Consider the following 15521-nt stretch of genomic DNA (forward strand, 5'->3'; position numbering starts at 1 on the left):
GATTGTAGCTTGATTTAGGCTCAATTGCGCCGCTTTGAAACCGCTAAATGATACACAAGGTAAGAATCCAGCTTGACGCTAATGATCACGCTTATGCTAGCGAGATTCATACCGGGATCGATTAAGTTAGGCTAGGTTATAACCCGTGTAGGGCTTTTTGTGTCATCGACTCGCTAAAACCATGACGTTTACTGTGCTGAGGCTGCCATCCTGTGAGAAAACGCTCAAAATCGGCCCACGCTAATGGCAGCAACTCTTGCCATTCCTTAGTCAGCGCCGCAACCTCCTGTGCCGGCAGGCGGCGACGTAATTGTCTGCTTAAACAGCTAAAATAGTGAGTGACGGCTGCTTGATATTGTAAGCTAAGTTGTTGTTCATCTAAGCAGCTACCCAATAGGTAGATGAGATCTTTTACACCAACCCCACCACCCACGTACTGAAAGTCTAATGCTGCAACCCCAATAACACCCATTTCATCAAGGTTTGGGTGAAAGCAAAAGTTAGCGACTTTAGCATCGCCATGTACCAATGTTTGATAGCTCGCATCATTGAGCCTGGCGTCGATCACCCCGGCTGCTTCCTTCAGGGCACAATTTTCCATGGCTTCAAGCTCTTCTGGGCGAGTAGCAAGATGCCAATAGGTACCGATTGGCCATAAGCCCTTGGTATATTCTGTTTTCGTGTTGCTGTTTTTGGGCATCCTATGGGCAAACAGCCCATGAAAGATAGCAAGCCACTCAATAGTGGCAAACAATCTTGTTTTATCAAGATGATGGCGGCGCTCTGTAAAGCCCTGGGCATCCAGATCGCTTAGAACCAGCAATATTTCTTGCGACGCATCGTCTTGATGAGCCGCTAACAGTCGAGGTAGATTCAATTCGGGTAAGCAACGCTGTGCCCATTGTTGATACCAGTTAAGTTCAACCTGGTATGAGGTCATCTTGCGCTGATGTGAGAGCTTGCTGTTCCAATGATAGGGATGCTTACCAGATAAAGGCGGCGAGATATGCTTAACGATTACGCTCTGGGGGCCTTGCTGCGTTTGCATTAGGTAGCGGGCGATTTCGCCATAACCACTCCATAACGTCTGCAGATGGGCACTTTTTTCAACACTAACGAGATCGAACTCTTCACATAGAAATTGATCGATATTCAAAAATCTTTGTCCTTTGGTGCGAGACCAGATAGTGAAATTACTGTCATTAAGATGTCGTTATTGTCGCAGACAATAGGAGAAGGTAAAAGCTGATAAAGCAATGGCATTTCTCTTTTTATTTGTAAGCTAGGGTTGATGAATCAGTTGGGCAGAGTCGTGCGCCTTAGGTTATGATCTATTTAGTGAATCTTTGAGCATCAATTGAGCGGTTTAGGAGGCGTTATGACAAAGCATGTAGTGATCACCGGCGCGAATAGAGGGATCGGGCTTGGCTTCGTGCGCCACTATTTATCACAAGGTGATAAGGTTAGCGCCTGTTGTCGTCAGCCATCTCAGGCCTCGGCGTTGATCCAGCTGGCAGAGATCTATGGCAACTTAAATATCTTGCAACTCGATGTGACCGATGACGCTTCGGTGAAGGCATTACCTCAACACCTTAACGACCACACCATAGATATCTTAATCAACAACGCTGGCTACTATGGTCCGAAGGGAGAGGGGTTTGGCCAGTTACACAGCGCCGAATGGCAAAAGGTGTTAGCGATTAATACTATTGCGCCTCTCATGGTAACGCAGATCTGTTATCCAATGATTCAAAAGGCGACAGATGCCAAGGTGGTATTTATCTCTTCTAAGATGGGAAGCATGGGGGATAATCAAAGTGGTGGAAGTTACCTCTATCGTTCATCTAAGGCGGGCTTGAATGCCGCAGTGAAAAGTTTAGCGATCGATCTGAGTTCAGAAGATATCTACTGCGCCATTTTTCATCCAGGTTGGGTACAAACCGAGATGGGGGGGCCCAATGCGTTGCTGACTGTCACGGAGGCTGTTGAGCAGATGACCCAGTGTATCGAAAAGCTCGACAGTGAGTCGTCTGGCAAATTCCTCAACTATGATGGCCAGGTTATCCCCTGGTAACTTTTATTTGAGAGGAAAGGCGGCAGAAATACATTCTCTCACCGTAAAGCGATATCGGTACTTAGCCTGTTCGTCAGGGACAACTTCAAGGATCTCGTAATCATTTAGCTCGACGACGTTGGCCTCGTCCCGCTTTTCGCATCGGGAGCGACCATCCGCTTCCAGATGATAAGCAAATTGTGCAATAAGCTGACGTATCTCCTGCTGATAGGCGAGTCGCACCTTGGCATACTCTTGTGCCAGTGACTCTGGCTCATCCTCTTCTTTCTTTACAGCATTACTTTGCTGTTCGAGATTCGTTTCCATAAAAGGGGATGCCGTTGACGGGGTGGGCGTATCAGCCTTTTCTTCTTTTAGCCTAGCTTCAGTGAGTTCTGGTTGTTGGGAAAGCGTTTTTGATGTGCCCATGGTAACGGTATTTTCGATTTTCTTTATGTCGCTAAACGCGGTTTCCACTTGTTCCTCGACATTTCCGATAAGCAAGATCAAGTGATATAACAAGACAAAAGAGAGGACAAATCTAACTAATAGGGTGGTAAATCTATAGTGACTGTTCGCCGTAAGGGAAAACAGCTTAATACCTATAGGTTTAAGGAGGAGCGCAATAAAGAGATATAAAGGCATAATGATCTGCGCAAACAACAGGCCTACGGCGCTGATCCCCAGCACCCATGCGGGGAGTAACAATAAGATAGCGAAGTTATGGGTATAGTTAAAATGGGTTGCGGGCACCCCCACCACCTCATTAACAATCGCGCCAGCCATGGCCAGAGCATAATTGGCCACTATGGCGTAAAACAACAGTAAAATTGCCTTACCCGCTAATGAGTGCCATACCCTTTCAAAAACAGGCCAAAACTCTAAGGTAAGGGCTATGGTAGTAATAATGGCGACTAAACCCAAACTGTCACTCGCCAGCAACAGGGCGGCGAGTAGATATAGGCGTTGAGGAAGCGTTAAGCGTTGCCATGTCGCTTTAATGCTAAGTACAAAAGATTTAGGCATCATGACGAGTCTGGTTATTTTGTTTTCCAGGCCCGGTTTAAAATTTTCGAGGTTCACCCAGTGACTCCATGATTGTCTGGGACTGCTTAATAAATATTCGCTTAATCCCTTCCTTACTTCATATAGACGTTTTTATGTTACCTTGAGGTTAAATCTAGGTAAACAAAAGAGTGTGTAAGTGGATGAATAACCAAGTAGAAATAAGGCCGTTGCAACTTGAAGATTTTGCCAGTGTGATTGCACTGGGTAACTTGGTACATGGCGATGGGTATCTCGATGAAGAGTTACTTGGCGAGATCCAACAAAAAGGTTGTAAGGCGGGGCTTAATGCTAACTTTGTCGCCTATCTGGATGGTGATTTAGTTGGGTTTCGGCTGACCTATGCCGCGGGCAACTGGCAGATTGATCCATGGTGTACACCGGGTCTATGGGGTATTCCTGTGGAACGCTGTTGTTATTTTAAATGCAATACGGTAGCGGAGCAGGCCAGGGGATTGGGTATAGGTAAAGCGCTATTAGAAAGATCCATTCAAGCCTGTAAGGCGCAAGGGGCATTAGCCGGAGTCAGTCACCTGTGGCAACAAAGCCCGGATAACTCTGCCGTGGGGTATTTTTCTAGCGCAGGAGGACAATTAATTAAGGAACACCCTGACCGCTGGAATAACAACCCCGATCATCCCGACTATGTTTGTGTTTTGTGCGGCAAGGACTGCCATTGTGTCGCGTGCGAAATGTTACTCACCTTTTAAGGCTAGCGTGTAACGTTTGAACCCTGTTATCTTGCTTAGGGCAAGTTGCCCAGATGAATAAAATCTATGTCATACGATCCATTGCTTTCCCAATATCCCGATGCCCAGCCTTGGCCAGATACCTACTGGGCTTCTAGAGTAAGTAAACCCAAGTTGCTCTCACCTCTTGCCCGCCGAGAACACACAGATGTGGCCATTATCGGTGGTGGCTATACCGGGCTATTAACTGCTTATTATCTCGCTACAGAATTTAATATTCAGGCTACTGTGCTTGAAGCTAATCAGATAGGTTTTGGTGCCAGTGGCCGTAATGCCGGTTTCGTTCTTAAAGGCTCTGGGCGTATGGGGTATGGAGAGATGGCAAGAAAATGGGGGCTCGAAACCACTAAAGGGATCTATCGAGAATTTTCCCAAGCTGTCGAGCGGGTAGAACAGCTTATTGAAAGCCACAAAATAGCCTGCGATCGTCAGCCCAAAGGTTATCTTAAAATTGCCCATAACGGCGCCGCTTATAAGACGTTAAAAGGTGCTGCAGATTTTATTGCCGAGCATCTAGGTGATGACGCGCAGTTTCTCAGTGCAGAGGAACTCAAACGTGATTATATGGACAATCATCAGGCGTTTGGCGCATTACGACTACAAGATGGCTTTGGGGTGAATCCATTAAAGCTCTGTCTCGGTTATAAGCAGGCGCTTCAATCGCTAGGGGTCTCCCTGTATGAGTCGAGTTGTGTCAAACTTTGGCTTAAAGAGGGGACTCATCATAGGTTGGTAACAGATAAGGGAGAGTTGATTGCTAAACAAGTGATTAGTGCCGGTAATGCCTATACGCCGAAAACCTTTAATTCAGCCATCGATAATCGTTACCTACCCATTTTAAGCAATATCATAGTGACAGCTCCTTTGAGTGAAGCTCAGTTGCTGCAAACAGGTCTAAAGACACATCAGGTCACTATGGATACCCGTCGGCTCAAATACTACTACCGTCTGCTTGATGATAATCGATTGTTGTTTGGCGGCAGAGGAGCGATAAGCGGTAAAGATGCTAGCGACCCGCGTTACGGCGAAAGGTTAAAGCGTGCCATGTGTGATTGCTTTCCCTCACTGGCAGATATCGACATTACCCATAACTGGACGGGTTGGATTGCTGCCGCAATGGATGATATGCCTCATGTGTTTAGTGCTAAAGGGTATGGCTATAGCCTGGGATATTGCGGCGCCGGTGTCGCGTTTTCGGCCCAAGCAGCATTTCGACTTGCACAGCGCATTGCGGGACAAGCTTTACCTGAGCTACCACTTTATCAAACACCCTTGCCAACCTTTCCTTTTGCACGCCTAAGGCGCTTAGGGCAAAGAGGTTATTATCAATATGCCTGGTTAAGAGACAGGTACTTTTAGCGGACCAAATTTGGTAAGATAGCGAGTTCACACGCAAAGCCGATGTGATGTTCTATAATTTTCTACTGTTGTTTTTTTCATCAGGCTAAGGCTCATCGTTAAAGGTTATCCGTTATGAAACATGTTGTAGATAAGATGCTCGATAAACATCAGAACTTGGTGCATTCAGAGGGCGTAAAAATTTTATCCCATACCCAAAGAGAAATAGATGAATGGGTACAACATACGGTAACCATAGAAGGCTGTGACGCACCTTTTAAATTTAAGCGTACAAAGAAATATCGTAGCTTACAGGGACAGAAGGTTAATATGACCTATTATCCCGAGACAGAAACGGTAGCTGGGTTTGATTTCGAAATCATGAAAGTGGTTCGTATTAAACGTTTTTAAGCTGATTTTACCGCTTAGCTACACAGTTCTGCTTGATAGTACTGACTTTGGCTGTTTGCGTAAGGCGTTGTTCAGTTTACCCTCCATATAATAGTGATATCCAATTAGCTTACAGGCTCAATGAGGTTCACTATGCAATCCAATGCTACAAATAGATGCGACCCTGCGCCGCGTCAAATTCAACCTGTACAGGCAGATGGCCTATACGCAGTTCATAGCCGCGCCTTTTTTATTAAGCGTTTAATTAAGAGTGATTGCCAGCGCGTCACGTCGTGCTTAGCTGAGCACTATTTAATGCCCGTTGCCGTCAATACTAAGCATTTATTAGCTTATAAGCACAGGTTACTCGAGCTCTACCGCTACGTGCTTTCTTCTGAACTCACAGAGGTCGAGCGTCAGATCTTGCTGGGCTATCTTACCCATTCGGTCGATAGCCTAGATGATGCTATGGCACGTACTGTTTGATAATGCGGTAGGATCAAAAAAGGAGCCCTTAGGCTCCTTTTTTTAGTTGGTCGCTTTTTACTTAGCTGTCATCAATGCCACGGCATTGTCTAGCATACGATTACTGAAGCCCCATTCGTTATCGTACCACGCCATGACTTTAACCAGACGGCCATTTACACGAGTCTGTGTAGCGTCAAAGTTAGAAGAGAATGGATTGTGGTTAAAGTCGATAGAAACCAAAGGTTCTTTGTTTACTGCCAGCACTTCGCTCATTGGCGCAACGCTTGCAGCCTTCTCGATGATGGCGTTGATCTCTTCTACGCTGGTGTCGCGAGCGGCGATGAAGGATAAATCCACCAATGATACGTTAACCGTTGGTACACGAACCGCCATACCGTCAAACTTACCGGCCAACTCTGGTACAACTAATCCTACTGCGGCGGCAGCGCCTGTCTTGGTTGGGATCATAGACATAGCAGCGGCACGAGCACGGCGTAGATCGGTATGATAAACGTCTGACAAACGTTGGTCATTGGTATAAGCGTGGATAGTGGTCATCAGACCTGACTCGATACCAATTGCATCATTTAACGGCTTAGCGAAAGGGGCCAAACAGTTAGTGGTACATGAGGCGTTAGAGATCACAGTCATATCAGCGGTGATCACTTCGTTGTTAACACCGTAAACCACAGTCGCATCAACGTTTTTACCTGGAGCTGAGATAATCACTTTTTTAGCGCCAGCATTTAGGTGAGGTTGAACCGCTTCTTTAGAAGTGAATATACCAGTACATTCAAACACCACATCTACATTTAGCTCAGCCCAAGGCAGTTTTGCCGGGTCGCGCTCTGAGAAGGTTTGAATTTTGTCTTCGTTGACATAGATAGCTTCATCATCATGTTCAACTTTAGCGTTGAAACGACCATGAACTGAATCGTACTTGGTTAGGTGTGCATTAATAGAAGCGTCACCCAAGTCGTTGATGGCAACGATTTGAATTGGGTATTGCTTGTCGCTTTCATAAAGCGCGCGAAGTACGTTTCTACCGATACGGCCATAACCGTTAATTGCTACGCGGATAGTCATCTCATATCCCTCAGGTAAATGTATAAAAATATCTGGTAGTAAAATTACCAAATTGACAGCTATCGTCAAGCAATATCGGGATTTATCGGTAAGTTAGCTTAACAATTTTGCTGTTTTCTTTACAAAGATCAGGTTTTCTACAAAAAAAGGGGCCATTTCTGTAAAAAAAATACTAGTGGCAAACATTTTGCCGGGGCGGAAACCACTGCCTTATTAAGACGAGCTGTTCAATTGTGCCCGAATATCACTAGAAGCGTAGTCACCCTTTTGCAGATGTTCCACTAGGTTTTCTGCTTGTTGGTCTAAAAAGATGGCCACTTGTTGATCGCCGTTAATCAATGCATTCATTTTGGCATTGGACGCCGTGTTGCGCGTCATCAATACGTTGGCTTTTGAAAAGAGATAGGTTTTTTCGAAGTCATTTTGCTGGTGGTAGATGCTGGCTAGCCCTAACAGCCAGTCAGGATTAAAACCTTCTGGTGTTGTGCGATCTAATAGTTGAAGATAGAGCGCCTTAGCTTTATTGAGATCGGACTTTTGATAGTAGGAAGCAAGACTGGCCAGAATGTCTAAATCATCAATAGCTCCGGCTTGTTGCGCTTTAATGACTCTCGATAGCGCGGCCTGATCGTTTAAACGTAGCCAGTGGTAATAGGAGAGATAGATATCGGGATCGTCTTTAGTGCTTTCTCGCAGCTGCGCCAGGTTCTGGGCACTAATACCAAAGGCTCGCACCCTGTCGTTGGTGCGTTCGGGATGCAAGATATGTTGAACACCGGCTGCCAACTCTATGCACTTATTGTAGTTCTCAAGATGAATTAGGTGCTGGTATATCTGCTTACCTGTGGGGGGAGGGGTGTTTTTCAGGGCGTAGCGCTTCTGAATTAAGTCGGCTTTTTCGTATCGGCACCAGCTATCACGATGCAGGTCATCACAAAGCTCAGGATTATTTTTACAAATCGTGGCGGTATTAACACCATTATCGCAGCCAAATAGGCCAAAAATCGCTAAAATCGACAATAATGGTGTAATGATTACAAAATTTTTCCTCAAACGCATATCCTCACAGGATTTTATCTAATAATATTACATAGTTAGAGAAAATATCTTACTAGATCGTAAGCCGACTTTTCATTACAATGGCGCCGACCAATAACGGGATTGACGCCCGATAATAATAGAGTATTGGTCTTTTCTTTTTGTTACTCAAACATTTCTACAATAAATCTAGTAGAAAGTGAGATAAAGGATCTGTAAATGACCGCTGATAAACACCTACAAAGTTGGCAAGAACGTTTTGAAATGGCTGAGGCAATGCAGCCTCTACTGGGTAAGTTATACCGTAACCAAGGTGTAGAAGTCGTTCTATACGGTAAGCCACTTCTTAATGCTTCCACTATCGAGATCATTAAGTCACACCGTTTAGTACGTCGTCATGTGGGTGACAAACTCAGATTACGTGAAAGTTTTCCTTTCGTTGAAGCGCTTAGCAAGCTTGCGGTGAAGCAATGTAAAGTGGATATCGGTAAATTAGCGGTTAATTACTGGCGTGAGCACAAAGATGCTAGCCAAATCGAAGCTTACATGAGCCACGAGCTAGCGTCTGCAATTGACCATGAAGACAACCAAGAAGCTCGCGATGTCGTACTATACGGTTTTGGTCGTATCGGCCGTCTACTCGCGCGCCTGCTAATCGAAAGAACAGGTGTTAGCAACAAACTGCGTCTGCGCGCTATCGTGTTGCGCGGTGGTCGTAAGGGCGATCTTGAAAAGCGTGCCAGCCTGCTGCGTCGTGATTCAGTACATGGTCCATTTAATGGTTCAGTTGAGGTCGACGAAGAGAACAACGCAATCATCGCAAACGGCACCTATATTCAGGTCATCTATGCTAACTCGCCAGATGAAGTCGACTATACCCGTTATGGTATTAATGATGCGTTGGTGGTTGATAACACTGGTATCTGGAAAGATGAAGATGGCCTAGGTTTACACCTGAAATCTAAGGGTGCTGCTAAGGTACTGCTAACTGCTCCGGCTAAAGGTGCGATTAAGAATATCGTTTACGGTGTTAACGAAAACGATATTTTGGATGAAGATACTATCGTTTCGGCCGCAAGCTGTACGACTAACGCGATCACTCCAGTGCTTAAGGCGATTAACGATAAATACGGAATCGTCAATGGTCACGTGGAAACCATCCACTCTTACACCAACGATCAGAACCTGATTGATAACTATCATAAGGCTGACCGTCGTGGTCGTAGCGCACCGCTAAACATGGTGATCACAGAAACTGGTGCCGCTAAAGCTGTGGCTAAAGCGCTTCCTGTATTGGCGGGTAAGTTAACCGGTAATGCGATTCGCGTACCGACGCCAAACGTTTCTATGGCGATCATTAGCCTTAACCTTAATGGCGAAACCAGCAAAGACGATATCAACGAATACCTACGCAATGTCGCGTTAAGCTCTGAACTTCAAAACCAGGTTGATTTTACCGAGTCGACCGAAATTGTTTCTTCGGACCTTGTTGGTTCTCGTTATGCGGGTGTCGTTGATTCTCAAGCGACTATTGCTGATGGTAATCGCGCTATTCTTTATGTTTGGTATGACAACGAATTTGGCTATAGCTGCCAGGTCGTTGGTGTAATGCAGAAGATGTTAGGACTTAACTATCAGTCTCTGCCAGCCGCTTAAATTTAAGTGCTTATAGAAATACCCTGGCTTAGCCCAGGGTATTTTTTTATCAATAACATAATGAATCTGCTTAACAAAAAAACACTCAGGTGATTATTGCAGCAAACGATGCGACAAAGGCCATTAATCTCTTAAATTTGCGTTGACTCTTTTTGTTAAATCGGTAGAATTCCTTTCCGCAGTCAGGGGAAAGTACACTAGTAATCACTTGATTGTCTAAAGCGTTTCAGTTGCGACATTAGCTCAGTTGGTAGAGCGATACCTTGCCAAGGTATAGGTCATCGGTTCGAACCCGATATGTCGCTCCAAATTTGCGTACTTACCGCAAATCGCTTCAAATAAGGCGCGATGGCAGAATGGCTATGCTGCGGATTGCAAATCCGTCGATCTCGGTTCGACTCCGGGTCGCGCCTCCACCTTTAGTTTTAACGTTAACTTACGGTAAAACACACTATGCCCGAGTGGTGGAATCGGTAGACACAAGGGATTTAAAATCCCTCGCTGGTAACAGCGTGCCAGTTCAAGTCTGGCCTCGGGTACCATCAATTGATGACAAAAAAGCCTCACTTAGTGAGGCTTTTTTGTATCCAAAATATGTTCGATTCTTAATGTTTCACACATCGCACCTTATAGATCTCTCCTTATTAATTCGCGAGTTTACACTATGATGTGACGCCGATCTCATATTGTCGATTGTATTGTAAATCGGTAAATATTCTAATAATTCACTAAACTAATAGGGCATTTTGCTATAAATATTATATTAATCCATAGGCGTTAAGAAAAATGTTGATATTGAAAAATATCCGCTATGAAGGGGCTTAAGACAATGGTATAACTAGCCGGAACCCTTCATATGATTACGTTTAGGAACACCATCATGATTTTTAACCAGGTAGTACTGGCTCCCGCAGATCCCATTCTTGGTCTTACAGATGCTTTTAAGGCCGATCCTCGCGCAGATAAGGTTAATTTAGGTGTTGGTATTTATAAAGATGAATCAGGCCAAACCCCGATATTAAAATCCGTAAAATTAGCGGAGCAGAAGCTACTCGAAACAGAAACCAGTAAAAGTTATCTGGGTATCGATGGTGTTGGCGCCTATAATCAGGCTGTACAGGGACTCTTATTTGGTAGTGATCATCAAGTCTTGCTTCAAAAAAGAGCGGTTACTGCCCAGGCGCCCGGCGGAACAGGCTCGCTTCGTGTCGCCGCCGAGTTTGTGGTTAGAAACACCTCAGCTCGTACCATCTGGGTCAGTAATCCGACGTGGGCAAACCACAACAATATTTTCCAATCTGCAGGGCTCTCGGTAAAACAATATGGCTACTATGATGCCGAGCGTCATGACATCGATTTTGATGCCATGCTCACTAGCCTTGAGCAGGCCAGTAGCGGTGATTTGCTGTTATTGCATGGATGCTGTCATAACCCAACAGGGATTGACCTTAATATCAGTCAATGGGAAGTGATCGCCCAGCTATGTGTTGATAAGGGGTTAGTGCCTTTATTTGATTTTGCCTATCAAGGATTTGGTGCAGGGGTGGAAGAGGACGCTCAGGGCCTGCGACTTGTCGCCAGTAAGGTACCTGAACTCTTGGTTGCTAACTCATTTTCGAAAAACTTTGGTCTCTATAACGAGCGTATAGGCGCAGTAACCTTGGTTGGCCAAGATGAAGAGATGGCTAAGCGCGCCTTCAGCCAGATTAAGAGTACGATACGCAGTAGCTATTCAAACCCACCTGCCCATGGTGCCTTGATTGTCGCGACTATTCTTGGTGATGCAGATTTACGCCAGTTATGGGAGGAAGAGCTAACCCAAATGCGCGAACGTATCGCCGAGATGCGTGTGCTTTTCGTTGAAACCCTGGCTAAACAAGGTGTTCAGCAAGACTTTAGCTTCATCTCGTCGCAAAACGGCATGTTTAGCTTCTCTGGCCTAAACAAAGATCAGGTTGCACGTCTTAAAGAGGAGTTTGGTGTTTATATCGTTGGTTCTGGCCGCATAAGTGTTGCAGGTATGACAAGGACCAATATGGATACCATTTGCAGTGCGATAGCTAAAGTGCTCTAGTTTAAACAACTGTATTAATAGAAAAGCCACAAAATGAGATTGTGGCTTTTTTATGCCTAAGTACTGCTATTCCTATACCTTGGCATTTAGGGCGGTATTTTATGCCAGTGCGCCGAGTCGCTCTGGTTCGACTATCAGTGATAGGGCATCAGCCAGAGCTTGCCTGTCGTGGAGTGCCTGATGGTGCCGACTGCGCAGCGGATAATAGGTAGTAATGCCCTTGCTGAGATACTTATCGCCGTGACAAAGCACATGATCCACTGATTTATTGCCTAACACTTGCTTAAACCAAGTAAGGCGCTGCTCTAAGCTAAAGTTTGCTGCAGCAGACGGTTCTTGGGTGAGATTGTCGATAAGAATAACTTTGGCGTTGGAGGCATGCAGAGACCGGCTCAGTCTAGGAAGTAGTAGAGGTGGCATTATACTGGTGAGAAAACTGCCTGGTCCCAGGATGATCAGATCGGCATGTTTGACTGCCTCGCAGGCTTCCGGAGTAGCATCCACCATAGGTTCGAGTGAAAGTGCTATGGGCGCTTCACCGCTTTGGTCGACTTCAACTTCACCGAATATCCGTGTTCCAGAAGACTGAATCGCCACTAGGTGTGTGGGTTGCTCTGACATTGGAATAACCTTGGTCTCGATATTGAGTAGGCCACGGATAAGATTAACGGCATCTAAGGGACGCACACAGAGATCGTCAAGTGCCATTAGCACCAGATTTCCCAAGTTATGATTGGCCAGCTCACTACTGCCACCAAAGCGGTATTCAAACAGTTGTGAGCCCAGTGACGGACGGCTAGCAAGTTGTGACAGGCAATTACGCAGATCGCCCCAAGCTATACATTCTTGTTGTTCACGTAAACGTCCCGTTGAACCACCATTATCTGTAGTCGCTACTATGCCGGTGAGTTTAGGGCCAAGAAAAGAGAGTGATGATAAAACTCGGCCCAATCCATGGCCGCCACCTATAGCGACTACATTATGAAATTGGTTGATAGCACTATCGCGCATTTGGGTTGTTCCTTCCTGAATCCCCATTCTATCTCTCAGCATTATAACCCAATCCCTCCATGGGTATAGCGGTTTTGTTCATGCCTTAGATAACATATAATGCCGACCAAGAGTATTTGTCGAGAGAGAAGAATTTGAGAACAGGTCACATCAATAAGTTGATATTATCTCTAGGTATTGTGGCACTCGCTGTTTTGGCAGTGAAGTTGTTTCTGATTGAGGGAAAACAGGATGACTCTCAGGAACCAGGCACAATACAGAAGAATCGGAGTCAGTATAGTGCTATACCCGATTTTCAGGCGATCTCCGATGTGTCGCAAAAAAAACAGGCCTTTTTCGATTTTCTACGACCCGCCATTCGTCATCATAATGCGGTCATTAGTGACGAACGCAAATTTTTACTGCAATCCAGACAGCACCTACAGAACAGTCAGCCACTGTCTGAGGCGGAAGATTATCGTATTCTTCAGTTGGCTAGTAAGTATCAATATTCGATGCGCAGCGCCACTCTTAACACCCTGGATGAGCTATTAAAGCGTGTCGATACCCTTCCCGAAGATCTGGTGTTGATCCAGGCGGCTAACGAGACAGGATGGGGGAGTAGTCGCTTTGCTAGAGAGGGCATGAACTTTTTCGGTCAGTGGTGTTTTAAGAAGGGCTGTGGATTGGTGCCACAATCGCGTAGTGAAGGGCTTAGTCATGAAGTAGCGGTGTTTAAGAGCGTCGAAGATTCTGTTGGATCGTATATGCGTAATCTTAATTCCAACGCGGCTTATTCGTTATTAAGATCCATTCGAGCCGATCTACGCGCTCAAAATCAACCCGTTAGCGCAGAGAAGTTGGTTTATGGGCTAATGAACTATTCTGAGCGTCAGGAAGCCTATATCGAAGAGCTACTTGACATGTTACGTCATAATAATCAATTTTTGGTGGAAAATCATGAAGAAAGGCCTGCTGTTTAGTTGCTTGGTATTGGCAACCAGTGTTGTTCAGGCAACGCCCATTTCGTTAGAATACCAGGGCTTCTATCAAAGAATGAAGCAGATGAATAAGGGGAATTATTCGCTAATTGATATCGCATTTTCGGTACCTAAAGCGAACGGTTGCTTGATAGAGCAGGGTTCGATCACCACCGAGAAGCGTCATTATCCTTTGACCATCTCGGCAGATCAACGCCTCTATATTCCCTTTGACGAGACATTAAAGTCAGAGCGTGCCTTGATCAATCTACAGATGAAAAATGACGTTACCCGATGTGGCGTAGCGATGCAGATAAGGGCTAAATCGCCTAGCGAACACTATTCACAACCAGCGTTGAATGAGTTGGCTACCCAGATGAATGAGCTGCTTAAGCAGATGCAGGGATTTCCAATGAAATATTTCGCCAATGATATTGCAGGGCTAAGTATTGAATTTGCAGGCGAAGCCAAGGTGACGCTCGATGATAAGGTAGAGACGGTAAACGGAAATTATCGTTTATCCAGCGATTCAATAGCATCACTTGAGAGCCTCTCGTTTAGCGAAGTGCCTAAGGTGATCAGCCCTTGGGTCACTGAGTAATCCTTGTGTTTGAATAGTCAGTGTATTGTAAAAAGCCCTCATAACGAGGGCTTTTTACATTTAGCAACTGCTAGGGAACATAGGTGCTGACTACGTCAATTTTTAATGCGTCGCTACTGCGTTTTGCTGCATCCAAATCGATATGACCGCTGTTGGCCAGATCCAGGAAGTCAAACGCAGGGAGATCAGACTCTGCCACATCACCTTTCATCGGCGCGTTGGGATCTTGCTTTAGAGAGACAAAATCGAACTGGTCTCTATCCACACCTTGGGATGGGCTGGTGTTTTGCATGGCAGTAAAGATAGTCTCGATACGGCCGGGGAACTGCTTGTCCCAACTCTTAAGCATCTCTTTGACGGCAGCGCGCTTAAGGTTTTCCTGCGAACCGCACAGGTTACAGGGAATGATAGGAAATGCCTTTAGCTCGGCATATTCGGCAATATCCTTTTCACGGCTGTAGGCGAGGGGACGGATCACTACGTTGGCACCATCGTCTGACAGTAGCTTAGGCGGCATCGCCTTGAGCTTTCCTGCATAAAACATGTTGAGGAACATGGTTTCAATAATATCGTCTCTATGATGACCAAGTGCTATCTTAGTGGCGCCTAATTTCTGTGCGAAACCATAGAGGGTGCCGCGGCGCAAACGACTGCATAGTGAACAGGTAGTCTTACCCTCTGGGATCTTATCCTTGACGATAGAATAGGTATCCTTTTCCAGAATATGATAAGGCACTTTCAGACTGTCTAGGTAGGCCGGTAAAATGTCTTCGGGAAAGCCGGGTTGCTTTTGATCCAGGTTGACAGCCACGAGATTAAACTTGATTGGCGCTCTAAGCTGAAGATTAATCAAGATATCCAGCATGGCGTAGCTGTCCTTTCCGCCGGAAAGACAGCACATGACGGTATCTCCCTCCTCTATCATGTTGTAATCGGCAATGGCACTGCCGACTTCGCGGCGCAAGCGCTTTTGAAGTTTGTTGAGCCGAGTTAACTGCTTTTTCGAGAGGGTTTCTTCAGACATAATAAAAAA

Annotated in this window: 15 protein-coding genes and 3 tRNA genes; 12 read left to right on the top strand and 6 right to left on the bottom strand. The window is 45.5% G+C overall.

Features of this window, described 5'->3' with window-relative positions:
• Nucleotides 1-136: 136 nt before the first annotated feature.
• Nucleotides 137-1156 (bottom strand): phosphotransferase, encoded by a 1020-nt coding sequence (locus NY07_RS04735; protein ID WP_033538178.1) that lies wholly within the window; start codon nucleotides 1154-1156, stop codon nucleotides 137-139.
• 222 nt (nucleotides 1157-1378) lie between these two features.
• Between NY07_RS04735 and NY07_RS04740 the strand changes: the two genes are divergently transcribed.
• Nucleotides 1379-2074 carry an SDR family oxidoreductase gene (locus NY07_RS04740; RefSeq protein ID WP_033538179.1) on the top strand — a complete coding sequence of 232 codons (696 nt, stop codon included), beginning with the start codon at nucleotides 1379-1381 and terminating at the stop codon, nucleotides 2072-2074.
• 3 nt (nucleotides 2075-2077) lie between these two features.
• Here NY07_RS04740 and NY07_RS04745 read toward each other — a convergent pair whose 3' ends face one another.
• Nucleotides 2078-3136 (bottom strand): hypothetical protein, encoded by a 1059-nt coding sequence (locus tag NY07_RS04745; protein WP_033538180.1) that lies wholly within the window; start codon nucleotides 3134-3136, stop codon nucleotides 2078-2080.
• A gap of 125 nt (nucleotides 3137-3261) precedes the next feature.
• On the opposite strand from NY07_RS04745, the gene NY07_RS04750 reads away from it, so the two are divergent.
• From NY07_RS04750 to NY07_RS19500, 4 genes are all read left to right on the top strand, one after another.
• Entirely contained in the window at nucleotides 3262-3828 is a 567-nt protein-coding gene (locus NY07_RS04750; RefSeq protein WP_033538181.1) for a GNAT family N-acetyltransferase, read from the top strand.
• Between the two features lie 66 nt (nucleotides 3829-3894).
• Entirely contained in the window at nucleotides 3895-5226 is a 1332-nt protein-coding gene (locus NY07_RS04755) for an NAD(P)/FAD-dependent oxidoreductase (protein ID WP_033538182.1), read from the top strand.
• A 114-nt stretch (nucleotides 5227-5340) separates the two neighbouring features.
• Complete coding sequence (locus NY07_RS04760) at nucleotides 5341-5616, top strand: hypothetical protein (RefSeq protein ID WP_033538183.1); 276 nt, start codon at nucleotides 5341-5343, stop codon at nucleotides 5614-5616.
• Between the two features lie 294 nt (nucleotides 5617-5910).
• A complete protein-coding gene (locus tag NY07_RS19500) occupies nucleotides 5911-6081 on the top strand; it encodes a hypothetical protein (protein WP_161783149.1) in 171 nt (56 codons plus the stop codon).
• 57 nt (nucleotides 6082-6138) lie between these two features.
• Here the strand turns inward: NY07_RS19500 and gap are convergent, their stop codons facing one another.
• Complete coding sequence (gap, locus tag NY07_RS04765) at nucleotides 6139-7149, bottom strand: type I glyceraldehyde-3-phosphate dehydrogenase (RefSeq protein WP_033538184.1); 1011 nt, start codon at nucleotides 7147-7149, stop codon at nucleotides 6139-6141.
• 213 nt (nucleotides 7150-7362) lie between these two features.
• Nucleotides 7363-8208, bottom strand: a complete 846-nt coding sequence (locus NY07_RS04770) for a DUF2989 domain-containing protein (protein WP_052125496.1) — start codon at nucleotides 8206-8208, stop codon at nucleotides 7363-7365.
• Between the two features lie 198 nt (nucleotides 8209-8406).
• Between NY07_RS04770 and NY07_RS04775 the strand changes: the two genes are divergently transcribed.
• The 5 genes from NY07_RS04775 (at nucleotide 8407) to NY07_RS04795 (ending at nucleotide 11917) form a co-directional block, all read left to right on the top strand.
• Complete coding sequence (locus NY07_RS04775; protein WP_033538186.1) at nucleotides 8407-9843, top strand: glyceraldehyde-3-phosphate dehydrogenase; 1437 nt, start codon at nucleotides 8407-8409, stop codon at nucleotides 9841-9843.
• Between the two features lie 232 nt (nucleotides 9844-10075).
• Nucleotides 10076-10151 (top strand) — tRNA-Gly (locus NY07_RS04780).
• A gap of 34 nt (nucleotides 10152-10185) precedes the next feature.
• Nucleotides 10186-10259 (top strand) — tRNA-Cys (locus NY07_RS04785).
• A 39-nt stretch (nucleotides 10260-10298) separates the two neighbouring features.
• Nucleotides 10299-10385 (top strand) — tRNA-Leu (locus tag NY07_RS04790).
• A 338-nt stretch (nucleotides 10386-10723) separates the two neighbouring features.
• The gene (locus NY07_RS04795; protein ID WP_033538187.1) at nucleotides 10724-11917 is read left to right on the top strand and encodes an amino acid aminotransferase; all 1194 of its coding nucleotides are present in this window, start codon (nucleotides 10724-10726) and stop codon (nucleotides 11915-11917) included.
• 99 nt (nucleotides 11918-12016) lie between these two features.
• Here the strand turns inward: NY07_RS04795 and yvcK are convergent, their stop codons facing one another.
• Nucleotides 12017-12928 (bottom strand): uridine diphosphate-N-acetylglucosamine-binding protein YvcK, encoded by a 912-nt coding sequence (gene yvcK / locus NY07_RS04800; protein ID WP_033538188.1) that lies wholly within the window; start codon nucleotides 12926-12928, stop codon nucleotides 12017-12019.
• A gap of 134 nt (nucleotides 12929-13062) precedes the next feature.
• Between yvcK and NY07_RS04805 the strand changes: the two genes are divergently transcribed.
• Nucleotides 13063-13890: a glucosaminidase domain-containing protein gene (locus NY07_RS04805; RefSeq protein ID WP_033538189.1), complete on the top strand. Its 828-nt coding sequence runs from the start codon at nucleotides 13063-13065 to the stop codon at nucleotides 13888-13890.
• Nucleotides 13868-14488: a DUF2987 domain-containing protein gene (locus tag NY07_RS04810; RefSeq protein WP_033538190.1), complete on the top strand. Its 621-nt coding sequence runs from the start codon at nucleotides 13868-13870 to the stop codon at nucleotides 14486-14488. Before NY07_RS04805 ends, NY07_RS04810 begins: the two co-directional genes overlap by 23 nt.
• 70 nt (nucleotides 14489-14558) lie before the next feature.
• Here the strand turns inward: NY07_RS04810 and ttcA are convergent, their stop codons facing one another.
• Nucleotides 14559-15512, bottom strand: a complete 954-nt coding sequence (gene ttcA / locus NY07_RS04815; protein ID WP_033538191.1) for a tRNA 2-thiocytidine(32) synthetase TtcA — start codon at nucleotides 15510-15512, stop codon at nucleotides 14559-14561.
• Nucleotides 15513-15521: the final 9 nt, after the last annotated feature.

This window comes from Shewanella sp. ECSMB14101 (assembly GCF_000773485.1).
Taxonomy (GTDB): Bacteria; Pseudomonadota; Gammaproteobacteria; order Enterobacterales; family Shewanellaceae; genus Shewanella; species Shewanella marisflavi.